The 15,936-nt window shown below is 72.6% G+C and carries 14 protein-coding genes and 1 pseudogene; 8 read left to right on the forward strand and 7 right to left on the reverse strand.

All coding sequences use genetic code 11. From position 1 onward, the window contains the following. Nucleotides 1-8 precede the first annotated feature (8 nt). The 3 genes from J8G10_RS09350 to J8G10_RS09360 form a co-directional block, all read right to left on the reverse strand. Nucleotides 9-986, reverse strand: coding sequence for a heavy-metal-associated domain-containing protein (locus J8G10_RS09350; RefSeq protein WP_251443582.1), 978 nt, complete (start codon nt 984-986; stop codon nt 9-11). Beyond that, a complete protein-coding gene (locus J8G10_RS09355) occupies nt 986-1,195 on the reverse strand; it encodes a heavy-metal-associated domain-containing protein (protein WP_251443585.1) in 210 nt (69 codons plus the stop codon). Before J8G10_RS09355 ends, J8G10_RS09350 begins: the two co-directional genes overlap by 1 nt. A gap of 150 nt (nt 1,196-1,345) precedes the next feature. Beyond that, on the reverse strand, nt 1,346-1,924 hold the full coding sequence (locus J8G10_RS09360) for a DUF1349 domain-containing protein (RefSeq protein WP_251443588.1): 579 nt from the start codon (nt 1,922-1,924) through the stop codon (nt 1,346-1,348). A gap of 64 nt (nt 1,925-1,988) precedes the next feature. On the opposite strand from J8G10_RS09360, the gene J8G10_RS09365 reads away from it, so the two are divergent. Both J8G10_RS09365 and J8G10_RS09370 read left to right on the forward strand, forming a co-directional pair. Continuing rightward, complete coding sequence (locus tag J8G10_RS09365) at nt 1,989-3,227, forward strand: hypothetical protein (protein WP_251443591.1); 1,239 nt, start codon at nt 1,989-1,991, stop codon at nt 3,225-3,227. A 60-nt stretch (nt 3,228-3,287) separates the two neighbouring features. Further along, the gene (locus J8G10_RS09370; RefSeq protein WP_251443594.1) at nt 3,288-3,809 is read left to right on the forward strand and encodes an AAA family ATPase; all 522 of its coding nucleotides are present in this window, start codon (nt 3,288-3,290) and stop codon (nt 3,807-3,809) included. A 129-nt stretch (nt 3,810-3,938) separates the two neighbouring features. Here J8G10_RS09370 and J8G10_RS09375 read toward each other — a convergent pair whose 3' ends face one another. The 4 genes and pseudogenes from J8G10_RS09375 to J8G10_RS09390 all read right to left on the reverse strand — a co-directional run bounded on the left by J8G10_RS09375 (nt 3,939) and on the right by J8G10_RS09390 (nt 8,293). Further along, nucleotides 3,939-5,090 (reverse strand): cystathionine gamma-synthase, encoded by a 1,152-nt coding sequence (locus tag J8G10_RS09375; RefSeq protein ID WP_251444358.1) that lies wholly within the window; start codon nt 5,088-5,090, stop codon nt 3,939-3,941. A 318-nt stretch (nt 5,091-5,408) separates the two neighbouring features. Then, nucleotides 5,409-6,254, reverse strand: a pseudogene (locus J8G10_RS09380) (PLP-dependent cysteine synthase family protein); the annotation flags it as partial. Between the two features lie 252 nt (nt 6,255-6,506). Continuing rightward, the gene (sufU, locus tag J8G10_RS09385) at nt 6,507-6,956 is read right to left on the reverse strand and encodes a Fe-S cluster assembly sulfur transfer protein SufU (RefSeq protein WP_251443597.1); all 450 of its coding nucleotides are present in this window, start codon (nt 6,954-6,956) and stop codon (nt 6,507-6,509) included. Further along, on the reverse strand, nt 6,953-8,293 hold the full coding sequence (locus tag J8G10_RS09390) for a SufS family cysteine desulfurase (protein WP_251443600.1): 1,341 nt from the start codon (nt 8,291-8,293) through the stop codon (nt 6,953-6,955). The genes sufU and J8G10_RS09390 overlap by 4 nt, the downstream gene beginning before the upstream one ends. A 151-nt stretch (nt 8,294-8,444) precedes the next feature. Between J8G10_RS09390 and J8G10_RS09395 the strand changes: the two genes are divergently transcribed. The 6 genes from J8G10_RS09395 to J8G10_RS09420 all read left to right on the forward strand — a co-directional run bounded on the left by J8G10_RS09395 (nt 8,445) and on the right by J8G10_RS09420 (nt 15,903). Beyond that, complete coding sequence (locus J8G10_RS09395) at nt 8,445-9,464, forward strand: hypothetical protein (RefSeq protein ID WP_251443603.1); 1,020 nt, start codon at nt 8,445-8,447, stop codon at nt 9,462-9,464. Nucleotides 9,465-9,541: 77 nt separating this feature from the next. Beyond that, entirely contained in the window at nt 9,542-12,157 is a 2,616-nt protein-coding gene (locus tag J8G10_RS09400) for a hypothetical protein (RefSeq protein WP_251443606.1), read from the forward strand. 164 nt (nt 12,158-12,321) lie between these two features. Further along, nucleotides 12,322-14,031, forward strand: a complete 1,710-nt coding sequence (locus J8G10_RS09405) for a radical SAM protein (RefSeq protein ID WP_251443609.1) — start codon at nt 12,322-12,324, stop codon at nt 14,029-14,031. A gap of 99 nt (nt 14,032-14,130) precedes the next feature. Next, the gene (locus J8G10_RS09410; protein WP_251443613.1) at nt 14,131-14,475 is read left to right on the forward strand and encodes a hypothetical protein; all 345 of its coding nucleotides are present in this window, start codon (nt 14,131-14,133) and stop codon (nt 14,473-14,475) included. After that, nucleotides 14,475-15,281, forward strand: coding sequence for a prolipoprotein diacylglyceryl transferase (locus J8G10_RS09415; protein WP_251443616.1), 807 nt, complete (start codon nt 14,475-14,477; stop codon nt 15,279-15,281). The genes J8G10_RS09410 and J8G10_RS09415 overlap by 1 nt, the downstream gene beginning before the upstream one ends. Nucleotides 15,282-15,426: 145 nt before the next feature. Continuing rightward, nucleotides 15,427-15,903 carry a hypothetical protein gene (locus J8G10_RS09420; protein ID WP_251443618.1) on the forward strand — a complete coding sequence of 159 codons (477 nt, stop codon included), beginning with the start codon at nt 15,427-15,429 and terminating at the stop codon, nt 15,901-15,903. The last annotated feature ends 33 nt before the right edge of the window (nt 15,904-15,936 follow it).

Raw genomic sequence — 15,936 nt, forward strand, 5'->3', positions numbered from 1 at the left:
TCGAGGGGTCAGTGCTGGTGGGTCGCGGTCTCGGCGCCGTGCGCATCCAGGACGAACGCCGCGGTGTGCACGGATCCGGAGGCCAGGAAGTCGAAATAGAGCAGGTAGCGGCCGGCGGTGGGCACGTGCGCGCCGAACCGGACCTCGGGGCCGGAGGTCGCGTCCGGACCGGTCGGTGCGGCGCCCTCGGGGTGCACGTGCAGGTAGGCGAGGTCGCCTTCGCGCAGCGCGACCAGATGCCCGAAAGCCCCGAGGTACGGCTGCAGCGTCGTGACGGGCTCGCCGTCGCGCCGGACCGTCACGGTGAGCTCGGAGCCGGATCCGGCGACGAGATCGCCCGCGATGCTGACGTCGAAGCCATCGACGCTCGTCCGGGTGCTCGTCGCAGGGACGACGGGCGCGAAGGATCCGGCGACCTCGACCGTTCGCGAGAGCGTGATCGGATCCGCCTCCGTCCCCTGAGGCTCGCGCAGGGCCGCGAAGTCGGCGAACACCCGGTACGAGCCGGCGGCGCTCCAGGACCACGGGATGCTCCAGGTGCCGGTGGCCGCGTCGAGAACGGGGTGCACGTGCCGGAACTGCGCGCCGTCGCTGCGGACGACGATGAGGTGCAGGTCCTTCTCGTGCTGTGGCGCGTAGGCGGTGAGCGGGGTTCCCGATGAGTCCAGGATCCGGAAGCTCAGCGTCCCCTGCTCCCCCACCGCGGCCGGCGCGGAGACCGGATCCAGCGTGTACCCGCCGGCGGCGAGCGACACGCCCGCAGTCGACGCGGCCGCCTGTGCGCCCTGGTCGGCGCCCGTCTGCGGCGCGCTGCCGTGCGCGTCGTGCCCGTTCATGCTCTTCTCCTCCTGCTGAGTTCCCTGCTCGTGCTGAGTGCTCTGCGCCGCGGCGTCTCGCGGGGCGACGAGCGCCGCGACGCCGAAGGCCACGGCGAACGCCGCCGCGAGCCCGGCGCCGTAGAGACTCAGTCGTCCCGCGGTGTTCATCAGGCCCGGACCGCCCGGTAGCCCGCCTCGTCGACGGCCGCGAAGACGCTCGCGTCCTCGAGCGGGGCGCTCGCCGTGATCCGGAGCGAGCCGTCGGCGGCGCTCACCTCGACGGCGTCGACGCCGGCGATCTTGCCGACCTCGCGGCGCACGGACATCTCGCAGTGCCCGCAGGTCATCCCGGTCACCTGGTATTCGGTCGTGGTCATGTCGTCTCCTTCGGTCGATACCCCGTCCGGGTATCCGATATCGACAACCATATACCCCCTGGGGGTATTCCGCATCCGTCGAGAATGCCGCATCGCAAGGCAGCGCCCGCGGATCCGGGAGCTGCACCGGCACGTCGCACCGGTCCGGGATCAGTGCAGCGCGCCGTCCGCCTCGACCACGCGCCATGCGTGCAGGCGCACGGCGAGGCCGGCCCGCGTCGGCGCGCAGACGAACGGACCCGCCTCGGCGGTGACCCCGGCCGGGAAGGGCAACACGCGCACCAGCTGGAGGGGCTGCCCCGAGAGGCCGGCGCGTACGGTGAGCGCGTCCGCCCCGCGACTGACCCGCACCTGGATCCGGCGGTCCGCCCACTCCGGCACCGGCGCGAGCGACCAGTCCGACATCCCGTCGGTGACGACGGCGCCGACCTGCGGCCGCCCGTCCGCGAACTCGACGCCGGCCTTGACCCAGCGCTCCGCCGAGACGCGCACGAAGACGCCCGCCTGATCGAACTGCTCGGAGAACGCCGCCGTGAACTCCACCTCCACAGCGGTGCCCACGGCGAACGACACAAGGAGCGCATGCTCGCTGTCGTGCACGAAGCCGTAGGACGTGACCCGCCATGCATCGCTGCCCTCGACGGCCGTGACGACGAGGTCGCCGTGCTCTTCCGCCGTCCCCGCGGGATCGTGGGTCCAGCGTCCGTCCGACCAGGCGATGTCCGTCATGACCTCAGGCTACGGGCACGGCGGCGGCCGGGCGGGCCCCGTCGGTGCGGGTAGTCTCGGCTCCATGTCCGACGGAACCGCCGACCTCGCCGCGGTCGCCGCACCGGTCAGCGCCCGCGCCCGGCAGCGCGCCGCGGATCGCTGGTTCCGCGAGCAGGGGCTGCCGACCTTCGTGCCGCTGCGGCGCTGGTTCACCGACCTGCCACGCCGCGTCGCTCCGCTGGTGACCGCGGTCACCCTGACCGCCGCGCTGCTCTCGGGGATGGGCGAGGGGATCGATGCGATCGCGGCGCTCCTGCCCGACGACGAGTGGGCGCTGCTGGGGATCGTGCTGCTGTTCCTCGCCCTCACCGCGGTCATCGCGTGGGCCGGGTTCCGGCTCATCCGCGCGGCGCTGCGCCGGCTCTCCGCCCCGTCCGGCACCGCGGTCGCGGGGATCGTGATCGCGATCTGCCTGGTCGCGCTCATCGTGGGCGGCTATCTGCTGAAGCCGGCGGCTCTGGTCGCCCCGGTGATCGAGGGGCTCGCCCTCGTCGCCGTCTGCATGCTGGCCACGGGCGCCGGCGGCGGTGCGCTGCTCTCCTGGGGCAGCCGCCTCGCGGTGCGCAACGTCTCGGCGGTCGGGCACATGGCATCGATCGCGCTCCCCGTCATCCTGATGCTCGTGGTCTTCGCGTTCTTCTCCGCCGAGGTCTGGCAGATGAGCTCGGCGCTGCCCTGGGGATCCATCGCGCTCGTCGGCGCCGTCGTCGCGGCGCTCGCGCTCATCGTGGTCCTGCGGGTGTGCGCGTCCGAGATCGACGAGATCAGGCAGACCCTCACCCCCGAGGAGCGCGCCGCCCTGCTCGTCGGCACCCCCATCGCGCGCGAGGGATCCGCATCGGCGCCGTCCGCGCCGCTGCGCTTCGTCCAGCGCTTCAACGTGATGCTCGTGATGGCGGTCGCCCAGCTCATGCAGGCCGTGCTGTTCGCGGCGATGCTCTGGGCGCTGCTCGTGCTCATCGGCGGCATCGCCATCCCGGTCGGGGTCGTCGAGCTGTGGGTGGGACCGGGAACGCCCGCCCACCCCCTGCACGTGGAGCGCCTGGCGATCGGCGGCGCGACGCTCCCGATCACGATGAATCTCGTCAAGACGGCGGCGCTGATGTCGATCATCTCCTCGCTGCCGTTCGTCCTGTCGGCGGTGAGCGAGCAGCGCTACCGCGAGCGCTTCTTCGATCCGATCATGGCCGACATGCGGCGCGCGATCGTCGTGCGCGACGTGCTCATGGCGCGCACCCGCGGAGGCCGGGCGGCCGGCTGAGCCCCGCCCTTGCGGAGTCCGCCCGGCACGCCGCGGCAGGCGGATCCGTAGACTCCGGCCATGCGCATCGTCGTCTCCGGCACGCACGCGACCGGCAAGAGCACCCTGATCTCCGACTTCGCCCTTCTGCACCCGGGCTTCGCCGTGCTGCCCGATCCCTTCGAGCTCGTGGACGAGAGCCTCGGATCCGGATCCGTCGTCGCCCAGCTCAGGGTCAGCGCCGAGCGCCTCCTCGATCCCGCTCTTCCGAGCGCCGTGATCGCGGAGCGCGGGCCGCTCGACTTCCTCGCCTACCTCGCCGCGTTCGACGAGCTCGGTCGCTCCGGGACCGCCGCCGGGCTCCTGCGCCGCGAGGCGCCGCTCGCCGCCGAGGCCATGCGGAAGGTCGATCTGCTCGTGCTTCTCGGCCCGGAGGACATCGCGGTTCCGGAAGAGGAGGACCCGGAGCTGCGGGACGCGACGGCCGAGGCGCTGCTCGAGCTCGCCGACGACGAGGACCTCACCGGCGGCACCCGGATCCTGGACCTCTCCGGCGCACCCGCCGTGCGCCTCGCCGCCCTGGAGGCCGCGGTCGCCGGCTGAGGCGCCGCCTCCGCGACCGCGGCTCCCGCCACTCCCCCGAGCACAACGCAGGAGATCCCGTCGCCGTTGGCCTGAACGGACCGCGCAGACACCGCATCTCCTGCGTTGTGCTCGGGGCGAACCGGTGGATCAGACGCGCAGCGCCTGCTCCAGGTCGGCGAGCAGGTCGGCGGGATCCTCCAGGCCGACGGAGAGGCGCACGACCTCGACGGGGACCGCAGCCTCGGTGCCGCGCACGGAGGCGTGGGTCATCGCGTCGGGGTAGTTGACGAGCGACTCCACGCCGCCCAGCGACTCGGCGAGCTGGAACACGCGCGTCGACTCGGCGAAGCGCCGCGCAGCCTCCCCCGACTCCAGGGCGACCGAGACGATCCCGCCGAAACCGGACATCTGTCGCGCGGCGAGCTCGTGGCCGGGGTGCTCGGGCAGCCCCGGGTAGTACACGCGGGCGACGCGCGGATGGGTCACGAGGAACTCGGCGACCGCCTCGGCGTTGGCGTTGTGCTGGCGCATCCGCACCGGCAGGGTCTTGATGCCGCGCGTGGTGAGCCAGGCGTCGAAGGGTCCGGAGACCGCGCCCACCGCGAACTGCAGGAAGCCGACCTTCTCGGCCAGTTCGGCGTCATTGAGCACGACCGCCCCGCCGACGACGTCCGAGTGCCCCCCGAGGTACTTCGTCGTCGAGTGCACCACCACGTCGGCGCCGAGGGCGAGCGGGCGCTGCAGCGCGGGGGTGGCGAAGGTGTTGTCGACGACGACCACGGATCCTGCGGCGTGGCCGATCTCCGCGAGGGCGGCGATGTCGGAGATCCGCAGCAGCGGGTTCGACGGCGTCTCGACCCAGAGCACGCGCGGAGCTCTGGCGGCGACCGCGGTCCGGACCGCCTCGGTGTCGCTCATGTCGACGACCTGCACCGTGACGCCCCAGGCGCCGAGCACCCGCGAGATGAGCCGGAAGGTGCCGCCGTAGACGTCGTTGCCGAGCAGCACGTGGTCGCCGGGCTGCAGGATCGCGCGGAGCAGGGTGTCCTCCGCGGCGAGGCCGGACGCGAACGAGTAGGCGCGGGCGCCGCCCTCCAGCGCGGCGAGCTGCGCCTGCAGCGCGTCGCGGGTCGGGTTGCCGCTGCGTCCGTACTCGTACCCCTGGCGGAGGCCCCCGATGCCGTCCTGCAGGAACGTGGTCGACAGGTGCAGCGGAGGGATCACCGCCCCCGTGTACGGGTCGGCGGCCTGCCCGGCGTGGATGGCGGCGGTGGCGGTCTTGTCGGTCTCGATGGTCATGTCGGATCCCTTCGGGGTCGGAGCGTTCGTGGTGTCTGCGGGGTCGTTGAGCGAGGGCGGCGCAGCCGAGCCGGAGCTGCCGAGGTCGTTGAGCGAGGACGGCGCAGCCGAGCCGGAGCCGCCGGGGTCGTTGAGCGAGGACGGCGCAGCCGACCGAGACGAAACGCCGGGGTGCGCAGCGGGCGCAGCCGGCACGGCGAACCCGTTCCCGGTCATCCAGTCGTCGTCGTAGAGCTTGTCGAGGTAGCCGCGGCCGTGGTCGGGCAGCAGCACGACCACGACGTCGTGCTCACCCAGCCCTTCCGCGATCCGGAGGGCGGCGACCACGGCCATGCCGCTGGATCCGCCGACGAGGAGCCCCTCCTCGCGGGCGAGCCGGCGGGTCATCGCGAACGACTCCGCATCCGAGACGCGCTCGTAGCCATCGACCACGGATCCGTCGAACGTGTCGGGGAGGAAGTCCTCGCCCACTCCCTCCACCAGATAGGAGTGCACCGGACCGCCGGAGTAGAGGGACCCCTCCGGATCCGCGCCGACGACGCGCACGCGGCCGGCGCTCACCTCCTTGAGGTAGCGGCCGGTGCCGCTGATGGTGCCACCGGTGCCGATGCCCGCGACGAAGTGGGTGACCCGGCCTTCGGTGTCGGCCCAGATCTCCGGGCCCGTCGACTCGTAGTGCCCCCGCGGCCCGTTCTGGTTCGCGAACTGGTTCGGGTTGAACGCCCCGGGGATCTCCCGGGCGAGCCGCGCGGCGACCGAGTAGTACGACTCGGGGTGCTCGGGCGGCACCGAGGTGGGCGTGACGACGACCTCGGCCCCGAAGGCGCGCAGGGTGGCGACCTTGGGTCCGTCGAACTTGTCGGGGACGACGAACACCATGCGGTAGCCCCGTTGCAGGGCGATCAGCGCGAGGCCGACCCCGGCGTTGCCGCTCGTCGCCTCGACGATCGTTCCGCCCGGCTGGAGCAGACCCTCCCGCTCGGCGGCGTCGACGATCGACCGCGCGATGCGGTCCTTCGCGGATCCGCCGGGGTTGAAGTACTCGACCTTGGCGAGAACGGTCGCCGTGATGGCCGGCCGTTCGGCGGTCGCGCCGACGACGGAGGAGAGACGGACGAGGGGGGTCGCGCCGACGAGATCGGCGACGTGGCTTGCGTAGCGCACGGGGGGTGTTCCTGAACGGTCGTCGCGCGAGAGGGCGCGGAGCTGTCTGTGGTCGTCGAAGGAGCGCGGAGGGCGCTCAGAGACAACAACGACAGGTCAGGCTCACGCGGCCAGCATACGCCTCGGGATCCGGATCCGATTCCCGCGGCGTAACAGTGGCAGTAACAGAGGCGCAGTCCGCGCACGCCCGATAGGCAGGGGCGGCGTCGACGGGGCGCCGGCGCCCGGAGCGCGGCTGACGCCGCGGCGGTCTCAGGCGCGGAGCAGGGCGTCCTCGAGGGCGACCCAGGCGAGCATCGCGCACTTCACGCGCGCCACGTAACGGCTGACGCCGGTGAGCGCCGCCGCGTCGCCGTAGAGGTCCTCGTCGAGCTCGACGGCGCCGCGCGAGCGCAGGGCCTCGCGGAAGCCGTCGATGAGCGTCGTCGCCTCGGCCCGGGTCTTGCCGACCACGAGCTCGGTGAGCATCGACGCCGACGCCTGGGAGATCGAGCAGCCCGCGCCGTCCCAGCTCACTGCGGCGATGCGGTCGCCCTCGCCCGAGATGCGCGCGCGCAGCGTGATCTCGTCGCCGCAGATCGGGTTGCGCTGGTGCGACTCCGCTTCATGGGCGTCGTCCGTCGCCTCGAGCAGGCCCTTGCCGTGCGGGCGCTTGGAGTGATCCAGGATGAGCTCCTGGTAGAGGTCTTCGAGGCCGCTCACTTCGGCTCCCTCCGGTCGCTCGGCGCATCGCCCGCCTGACGCACCCCCTGCTCCGCGGAGGATCCGGAGACGCCGAAGAACTCCCGCACCCCCGAGACCGCGTCGAGCATGCGATCCACCTCGTCGGCCGTGTTGTACAGCGCCGCAGAGGCGCGCACCGACGCGGTCACGCCGAGGCGCGCGTGCACCGGCTCGGCGCAGTGGTGGCCGACGCGCACGGCGACCCCGCGTGCGTCGAGGAACTGCCCGACGTCGTGCGCGTGCACGCCGTCGACGACGAAGGCCTGCAGAGCCACGCGCTCCGCGCCCTCCGCGGCGCCGAGCAGCCGGACCCCTTCGATCGCGCCGAGGCCTTCGCGCAGGCGGCGTTCGAGCGCCGCCTCGTGCGCGTGGACCGCATCCATCCCGAGACCGTCGAGGTAGCGCACGGCGGCGGCGAGCGCGATCGCCTGAGACACCGGCTGCGTGCCGGCCTCGAAGCGCTGCGGCGGCGGCAGGAACTCGGTGCGTTCGAAGGTGACCCGGGTGATCATCGAGCCTCCGGTGAGGAACGGCGGCAGCGCCGCGAGGACCTCCCGGCGTCCGTACAGGCCGCCGATGCCGTACGGCCCCTGCATCTTGTGCCCGGAGAACACGGCGAGGTCGACGCCGAGCGCGGGCAGATCCAGCGGCAGATGCGGCGCCGACTGGCAGGCGTCGAGCACGGTGAGGGCGCCGACCTCACGCGCCAGCGCCACCACCGCATCCACCGGGTTCACGATGCCGAGCACGTTCGAGACGTGCGTGAAAGCGACGACCCTGGTGCGGGATCCGATGACCTGCGCTGCATGATCGAGATCGAGCGACCCGTCGTCGCGGATCCGGATCACCCGCAGCACGGCTCCCGTGCGCGCCGCGAGCTCCTGCCACGGCACGATGTTCGCGTGGTGCTCGGCTTCGGTGACAACGAGTTCGTCGCCCGGCTGCAGCGCGAAGCGGGCGCTCGCGGGCGCACCGCGACCGAGCGTGGCGTTGCCGATCGCGTAGGCGACGAGGTTCAGTCCCTCGGTGGCGCCGTGCGTCCAGACCAGGTCGTCCGGCTGCGCCCCGACGAAACCGGCCACGGCGGCGCGGGCGTCCTCGTACAGCTCGGTGGCCTCCGCGGCGAGGGTGTGCGCGCCGCGGTGCACGGCGGCGTTCGAGCGCTCAAGGAAGTCGCGCTCCGCATCGAGCACGACGCGGGGCTTCTGGCTCGTCGCGGCCGAGTCGAGATACGCCAGCGGCATGCCGTTGACGGACTCGGCGAGGAGGGGGAAGTCGGCGCGGACGGCGGCCGCATCGAGGACGGGAGAGCTCACACATCAACGCTACGTCAGTGCGGGGCGGCTGGACGCGCTGTGGCGCCGCAGCTGCGATCCGCAGAAGCGGAGTGAAACACGCGATCGCGCCTCTGGACAGAACCGCCGCGGGGGAATACCTTGTGCCGTAAGCAGTATATCGGGGGGATTCATGCAGGGTCGTGCGCGTTCGCTACGGGGATTCGTCCCCGCTGCGCTCGCGGGCGGAATCCTCGTCCTCGGCTGGATGGCCCTGTCCATCGCCTTCGGATCCGGATCGGCGCAGGCCGCGGAAACCGCACCTCCGGCACCCCCGAGCCTCCTCGGCACGCTGCAGAGCACCGTCGGTGCGGTGCAGGACACGATCGTCGACGCGCCGGCCACCGTGCAGAGCACGCTCTCGGCCGTGCAGCAGACCGTCACCGAAGTCCTCCCCTCCCCCGTCGCCGACGCGGTGGCACCCGCGACCGACGCGATCGCCGACGCGCCGGCTCCCGCGGACGCCCCGGAGACGGCCACGCCCCTGGTGGCACCGCTCGTGGACGCGGCGGCCCCGCTCCTGCAGAGCCTCGGCCAGACGGCCGGCTCCGCGGTCGACGCGGTCACCAGCACGGCCGGAACCATCGCTCCGGCGCTGAGCCCCGTGCTGGCTCCGGTCGGGGCTGTGCTGCAGCAGGTCCCCGCGACGCTCGATTCGGTGACCGCGACCCTTCCGAGCCTGGCGGCGTCCGTCGACGACACGGTGGGCACGGTGACCGACTCCGTGCACTCCGTGACCGGCCCCGCCCCCTCGCCCGTCGCAGGGGAAACGCCCCAGCTCATCCCTCCGGCACCCGCCGGCATTCCGGATCCCGCTTCGCCCCCGGTGGCGCCCTCCTCGTCCCCGACGGAGGAAGGACCCGTGCTCGTGGCGCCCGCGCTCGACGAGGGCTTCTCCGTCGCGCCGCCGGCCACGACGTCCGTGGTCTCTCCCGGCGCCCCCGCGCGCCACCCGGCTGGATCGCCGACCTCCGAGTTCGGCGTGCCGGGAACCGGATCCGCCTCCGGCGGCAGCACGACCGACCTGCGCCTGTTCGGCACGGTCTCCTCTCCGTCGGCGGGCGAGCGCCTGCTGACCGTCCGCATCGGATCGGCAGGCGATGACCGCCTGCCGATCTCTCCGGTCGCGGACCACGACTCCTCTCCCGACTGATCGGGGCACGGCCGTCCTTCGAGGACGGCACGCGTCATTGCGCATGCGCGCATCCCCAGATCAGAAGGAAAGAGAACATGAATCGCATCGTCAAGCGTGCTCTCTGGGGCACGCTCCTCGCGGGCGGGATCACTCTCGCCGGCGCAACGGCGGCGAACGCCGCGGAGGCACCGCCCAACGGCGCCGACTGCGGCTGCAACGTCGTCAAGAGCGCTCTCACGACCGTGACGAACCTGCTGACCGCCCCCTGCGACCAGCCGTCCGGCGGTCAGCCGGGTTCGGGCGGAACGGAGGGATCCGGTGGGCTTCCCGCCGTGACCCAGGACGTCTCGGCCCTCGTCACGGACACCCTCGCCACCGCCACCTCCGCCGTTCCCGGCGGTTCGACCGGCGGCGGGACTCCGGGAGGAGGAACGGATCCCAGCTTCCCCTCCGCACCGGTCGACACCGTGCTGGACACGGTGACCGGCGTCGCGGACACCGCCACGAGCGAGGTCGCGAACACCGTCAGCGGAGTCACCGGCGGTCTGCCCGACCTGCCCTCGGTTCCCGGGCTTCCCGGCACCGGCGCACCGGGCGGCGGCACCGGATCCCCGGGCGTCGTCACGATCCCGGTCCCGGGGGTCGGCACGGTCCACGCCGGCGCCACCCCGGACGGCCTCGACGTCGGGAAGAACCTGAACGTCCTCGGCATCAAGGACGACTGGGACCTCACCGCCGGCCGCAACGGCGTCGCCACCACGGACCGCATCGGCACAGACACCACGAACGTCTACGTCGACGCCGCGGTCCCCACCACCGGCACCACCGCACCCCACGCGTCCGTGACCCTGCCGAACCTCGGCGGGCCCACTGGCGGCGGGCTTCCCGGAGTGCCGGGCCTGCCCTCGGTTCCGGGTCTTCCCGGCGGATCCATCCCGGGTCTTCCGTCCCTGCCGATCGGTGACCTCACCGGCGCGCTCGGCGGACTGACCGGATCCCTCCCGGGCCTGCCCTCGGTTCCGGGTCTTCCCGGCGGATCCATCCCAGGTCTTCCCGGAACGGGCGGCACCTCCGGAGTGATCACCATCCCGGTCCCGGGTGTCGGCAGCGTCCACGCCGGCACCACCCCCGACGGCCTGAATGTCGGCAAGAACCTGAACGTCCTCGGAATCAAGGACGACTGGGACCTCACCGCCGGCCGCAACGGCATCGCCACCACCGATCGCATCGGCACAGACACCACGAACGTCTACGTCGACGCCGCGGTGCCCACCACCGGCACCACCGCACCCCACGCGTCCGTGACCCTGCCGAACCTCGGCGGACTCACCGGCGGCCTGCCGGGCCTTCCGTCCGTCCCGGGTCTCCCGGGCGGCACCCCCGGCGGCAACGGCGGCGGAACACTTCCGGGCCTGCCCGCCCTGCCCCTCGGTGACCTCACCGGCGCGCTCGGCGGACTGACCGGATCCCTCCCGGGTCTCCCGGGCAACGGCGGCACCCCGGGCGGTAATGGAGGAGGAACCGTCCCGGGGTTGCCCGCTCTGCCCCTCGGCGACCTCACCGGCGCGCTCGGCGGACTGACCGGACCCCTGAGCGGTCTGACCGGCGGCCTTCCGGGCCTGCCGACCCTGCCGGGGCTTCCCGGAACCGGCGGAACCCCGAGCACGGGCGTCATCACCGTCCCCATCCCGGGTGTCGGCAGCGTCCACGCCGGCACCACCCCCGACGGCCTGAACGTCGGCAAGAACCTGAACGTCCTCGGAATCAAGGACGTCTGGGATCTCACCGCAGGCCCCAAGGGAATCTCCACGACCGACCGCATCGGCACCGACAGCACCAACGTCTACGTCGACGCCGCGGTCCCCACCACCGGCGCCACCGCACCCCACGCGGCGGTGACCCTGCCCAGCCTCGGCAACCTGACGGGTGGACTCCCCACCGTCCCGGGCCTTCCCGGAACCGGCAACCCCGGCACCCCGGGCACCCCGGGCACCGGCGGAACCCTCCCGGGCCTGCCCAACCTCGGCGGGATCCTCGGCGGACTGACCGGCAGCCTTCCGGGCCTGCCGACCGTCCCCGGCCTTCCCGGAACCGGCAACCCCGGCACCCCGGGCACCGGCGGAACCCTCCCGGGCCTGCCCAACGTCGGCGGGATCCTCGGCGGTCTGACCGGCAGTCTTCCGGATCTGCCGACCGTCCCCGGCACCCCGGGCACCGGCGGAACCCTCCCGAGCCTGCCGTCGCTGCCCATCGGTGACCTCGGCGGGATCGTCGGCGGTGTCACCGGAGCCCTCCCTGCGGCGCTCGGCGTCGCCGGAGAGATCACGGGTTCCGCACCGGGCGCGATCGGCGGGATCACGGGATCCCTTCCCGGCGTGATCGGCGGCGTGATCGGGGGCATCACCGGTTCGCTGCCGGGCCTGCCGATCGCTCCGGGCACGCCGGGCACCGGAACCCCGGGAACTCCCGGCACCGGAACCGGCACTCCCGGGTCCGGTATCGGAGGAACCGCTCCGGGCGCCGGCACCGGCGGAGTCCCGATCGTGTCCACCGTGGCACACAGCCTGGTCGGGGCAGCGCACAGCCTGTACGCCTCGACCCCGAGGAACGGCTCTCTCGCGCAGACCGGGTTCTCCGACCCGTTCCTGCTCTTCGCCGGGCTGATCCTGCTCGCTGCAGGTGCGGTCACGAAGGCCTTCGAACGTCCGTGAATCCGAACGAGCGGAGGGCCGTCCTCGCGGGCGGCCCTCCGCTTCCGAGCCGCTGATCGTCCGGAACGACGGTGTCGCGGCGCCTCCGACCGAGAACCACGGGGTTCTCCACACGCCCCGCGGAAGCGGCTCGCCCCCGATGCCCTGGCCGCTAGGGTGGCCGCATGACCCCCACCGCGGAGACTCCGGCAGGCCTCGGTTCGGCTGCGGCGGGAGCCCCCGCCCGCGTGAAGACGGCGGGATCCGGCCAGCCCCTGCGCGACTACCGCGTGCATCGCTACGTCAACGCGTTCTGCCCGACCTGTCACGACGAGGATCCGGATCGCCCGCTCGCCGACGTCCGCCGGTTGAGCGGCTGGCTGGCCGTGCGGAACGATCGGGTATGGCTGGAGCGCGGGTGTCCCGAACACGGGCTGCAGCGCACGATGTACGACGAGTCGGCCGAGATCCTCACCTACCTCGAGCAGTGGACCGCACCGACCAAGATCCACGAGCCCGATCTCGCCGGCAACTTCAAGCCCGTGCCCTCGGCCTATGAGGACGGCCTCCCCGAGATGCAGACGCAGCACACCTGCATCCTGCTGGAGGACCTCACGGACCACTGCAATCTGCGCTGCCCGACGTGTTTCGCGGAGTCCAGCCCCGCGGCGAGCGCGATCGCACCGCTGGCCGACGTGCTCGCCTCGGTCGACGCACGGCTGGCACGGGAGAACGACCGCATCGACGTGCTCATGCTCTCGGGCGGTGAGCCGACGCTCTATCCCTGGCTGGAGCAGCTGCTCGAGCACCTCGTCGCACGCCCCGTCGTCCGCATCCTGCTGAACTCCAACGGCCTCCGCATCGCCCAGGACGACGCGCTCGTCGAAATCCTGAAGAAGCACCGCGAGCGGGTCGAGGTCTACCTGCAGTACGACGGCGAGAGCGCCGAGGCGTCCGCCTACCATCGCGGGGCGGACATCCGCCGGTTCAAGGAGCGCGCGCTCGCCCGGCTCAGCGAGGCGGGGGTCTTCACGACCCTCACGATGACCGCGGCCCTGGGCGTCAACGACGACGAGATCGGCGCCGTGATCCGCCGCGCCATGGCGACGCCCTACGTGGGCGGCGTGACCATCCAGCCCGTGTTCGGATCCGGACGCTCCGCGGGGATCGACCCGGACGACCGCCTCACGCACACCGGGGTGCTGGCGCGGCTGGCACCGCAGACCGACGGCGAGGTCACCTGGAAGGACCTCACCGCGCTGCCGTGCAGCCACCCGCACTGCTGCTCGGTCGGCTACCTGCTCAAAGACGACTCCGGATCCTGGAACTCGCTGACCAAGCTCGTCGGCCACGACAAGCTCAAGGACTTCCTCGACCTCAACCCCGACCTCATCGCGAACCGGATCGCCGACAGCGGCATCAACCAGAAGCTCAAGGACTCGGTCAAGCAATCGCTGCTCGACCTGCTCAGCGAGCAGTCCTCCCTGTCGCACCCCTCGATCGGATCCCTCTGGAAGGACATCTGCACGGGATGCGACCTCGGCATCGGCACGCTCACCAAGCTCGCCACCGCGGCGCTGCCCGGCCAGCACAAGCGACTGCGCCGGTTCCTCGGCGAGCGCGTCAAGCGCATCACGGTCAAGCCCTTCATGGACATCAACACGATGATCGAGGAGCGCCTCACGCAGTGCTGCGTGCACGTCGCGACGGTCAACGAGCAGACCTCGGCGCATCAGTGCGCACCGTTCTGCGCCGTGCAGGCCTGGGCGCCGCTCTCCCGCACGCGCATCTCGACCGCGACCGGATCCGTGGGCGCCCGCGGCGCCGGTCCCGCCCGCGACGCGGGCGTCGACGCCGGCGACCGCGCGCGACTCCCGCTCTCGGTGGGGCACTGAGCCATGTCCTCGGGGGGCGATGCACGCCATGACCGGTTCCGGACTCCGCCGGAACCGGTCGATCATGCGCCGCACGCGGCGACGGGCGGCGAACCGACGGTGCTCGGCACGTCCGGCGGACCTCCGGAGCCCGGCGAGATCGATCTGACGGGCCTGAACCGCTACGACGAGACGGTCGGATCCCCCGCCCCGCCGTTCGATCCGCTGCGGCTGTGCGTGTTCACGACGGTCGCGCTGATCGCCTGCGTGCTCGGCCCGATCGCCGTTCTGGGCTTCGCGCTCATCGCCATCGCCGGCTATGCGCGCGCCCGTCGTCAGGGTCTGCTCCGATCGAAGTGCAAGCTCGGCGACACCCGCCTGGTCCTCGCGTATCTGTCGATCCTCGCGCTTCTCTCGGCCGTCGCGACGCCGTTCTGGGTGATGTTCTGGATCGGGCGGTTCTGATGTTCCCGACGCTGCAGGATCTGCTCGGGCCCTGGGCACCCCCGCTCGAGACCCACGGCTTCTTCGTCGCGCTCGGCCTGGGCGCGGCGGGGATCGTGTTCCTCATCGAACGCCGCCGGCGGGGCGTCACGGATCCGCGGGTCGCCTATCTCGTGCTCGGAGCCCTGCTGGGCGCCGCGATCCTCAGTCGCCTCGGCACCTGGGCGCAGCACATCGACCTAACCAGGAACCGCGACCTCGTCTCGCAGCTGACGCAGGGCAACGCCTCGATCCTGAGCGCCCTGGTCGGCGCGTGGCTCGGCGTGCACGTCGCGAAGAGGATCGTCGGCTACCGCGACCGCAGCGGCGACCTGTTCGCCCCCGCCGTGGCGATCGCGATGGCGATCGGCCGCTTCGGCTGCCTCTTCACAGAGCGCCCCGGCACCCCGACCGGCACGGGCTGGGGCATCGTCCTGGATCCGGCCGCCGCGACGCGGGTCGGTTCCCCGGCCGGCGTGCCGCTGCATCCGAGCTTCGTGTACGAGATCGCGTTCCACGCGGCCGCGTTCTGCCTGCTCTGGTTCTGGCTCCGCCACCGCGACATCGCCGCCGGCGAGACCCTCACCCTGTACATCGCGGCCTACGGCGTCTTCCGGTTCTTCGTCGAGTTCGTCCGCGGCAACGACGTCGCCTGGCTCGGCCTGACCCGACCGCAGCTCTTCCTGCTCGTCACGATCCCGCTCCTGCTCGCCCGCATCGTCTGGAAGGCGCGACGAGGCGCCTTCCCGCTCACCCCCAGGAGGACCCCGAGTGAACAGCACGCCTGACCTCCCGTCCGAACCGGATCCGGCGCAGCCGCCGACGCCCCCGGACACGCCGCCGCCTCCGGGCACGCCGGCGCCACCGCCGGCTCCGCCGGTGCACCCGGGAACGCCGGATCCTCCCGCGCCGCCGCTGCCGCCGGAACCACCCGTGCCCCTGGCGCCGCCGCTCACCCCGCCGCTGCCGCCCGCACCGGTTGCGCCGCCGGGCCCGGTCGTGCCCGCGGGCCCTCCCGTCGGCGCTCTTCCCGGCGCGTCGCTGCCCGCAGGACAACCCGGCGCACCCGCGGGAGCGCCCGGCGTCCCCGGAGCGCCCGGCGGCTACGCCGGATACGTCGGCCCGACCGGCGCACCGGCACCGCGCTCGGGACTGGGCTTCGGCGCGGGCATCGGCGTCGGGACCGCGGTGGGCTGCGTCTCCATGATCCTCGCCCTGATCCTGTTCTTCAGCCTCGCCAACCTCGGCATGGCCTTCTCGATCGGCGCGGTCGTGCTTCCGCTCATCCTGGGCGCGGTCCTGCTGATCTGGCGGCAGACCCGGGGCATCGGCGTCGGAGTCCTCATCATCTCGGCGGCCGCGTGGATCATCGTGATCGGGCCGTGCCTGGGACTGCTCAACGGCCTCTGAACCTCTCCCCCGGATGGGCCGTCGCTCTCGGCG

The sequence above is a fragment of the Microbacterium sp. USTB-Y genome (assembly GCF_023703415.1).
GTDB lineage: Bacteria > Actinomycetota > Actinomycetes > Actinomycetales > Microbacteriaceae > Microbacterium.

Coding starts and splice junctions, on each gene's coding strand:
- J8G10_RS09400 (WP_251443606.1), top strand. CDS start 9,542: ATGAATCGCATCGTCAAGCGTGCTCTCTGGGGCACGCTCCTCGCGGGC.
- J8G10_RS09405 (WP_251443609.1), top strand. CDS start 12,322: ATGACCCCCACCGCGGAGACTCCGGCAGGCCTCGGTTCGGCTGCGGCG.
- J8G10_RS09375 (WP_251444358.1), bottom strand. CDS start 5,090: ATGACCATCGAGACCGACAAGACCGCCACCGCCGCCATCCACGCCGGG.
- J8G10_RS09415 (WP_251443616.1), top strand. CDS start 14,475: ATGTTCCCGACGCTGCAGGATCTGCTCGGGCCCTGGGCACCCCCGCTC.
- J8G10_RS09355 (WP_251443585.1), bottom strand. CDS start 1,195: ATGACCACGACCGAATACCAGGTGACCGGGATGACCTGCGGGCACTGC.
- J8G10_RS09370 (WP_251443594.1), top strand. CDS start 3,288: ATGCGCATCGTCGTCTCCGGCACGCACGCGACCGGCAAGAGCACCCTG.
- J8G10_RS09360 (WP_251443588.1), bottom strand. CDS start 1,924: ATGACGGACATCGCCTGGTCGGACGGACGCTGGACCCACGATCCCGCG.
- J8G10_RS09395 (WP_251443603.1), top strand. CDS start 8,445: ATGCAGGGTCGTGCGCGTTCGCTACGGGGATTCGTCCCCGCTGCGCTC.
- J8G10_RS09350 (WP_251443582.1), bottom strand. CDS start 986: ATGAACACCGCGGGACGACTGAGTCTCTACGGCGCCGGGCTCGCGGCG.
- J8G10_RS09365 (WP_251443591.1), top strand. CDS start 1,989: ATGTCCGACGGAACCGCCGACCTCGCCGCGGTCGCCGCACCGGTCAGC.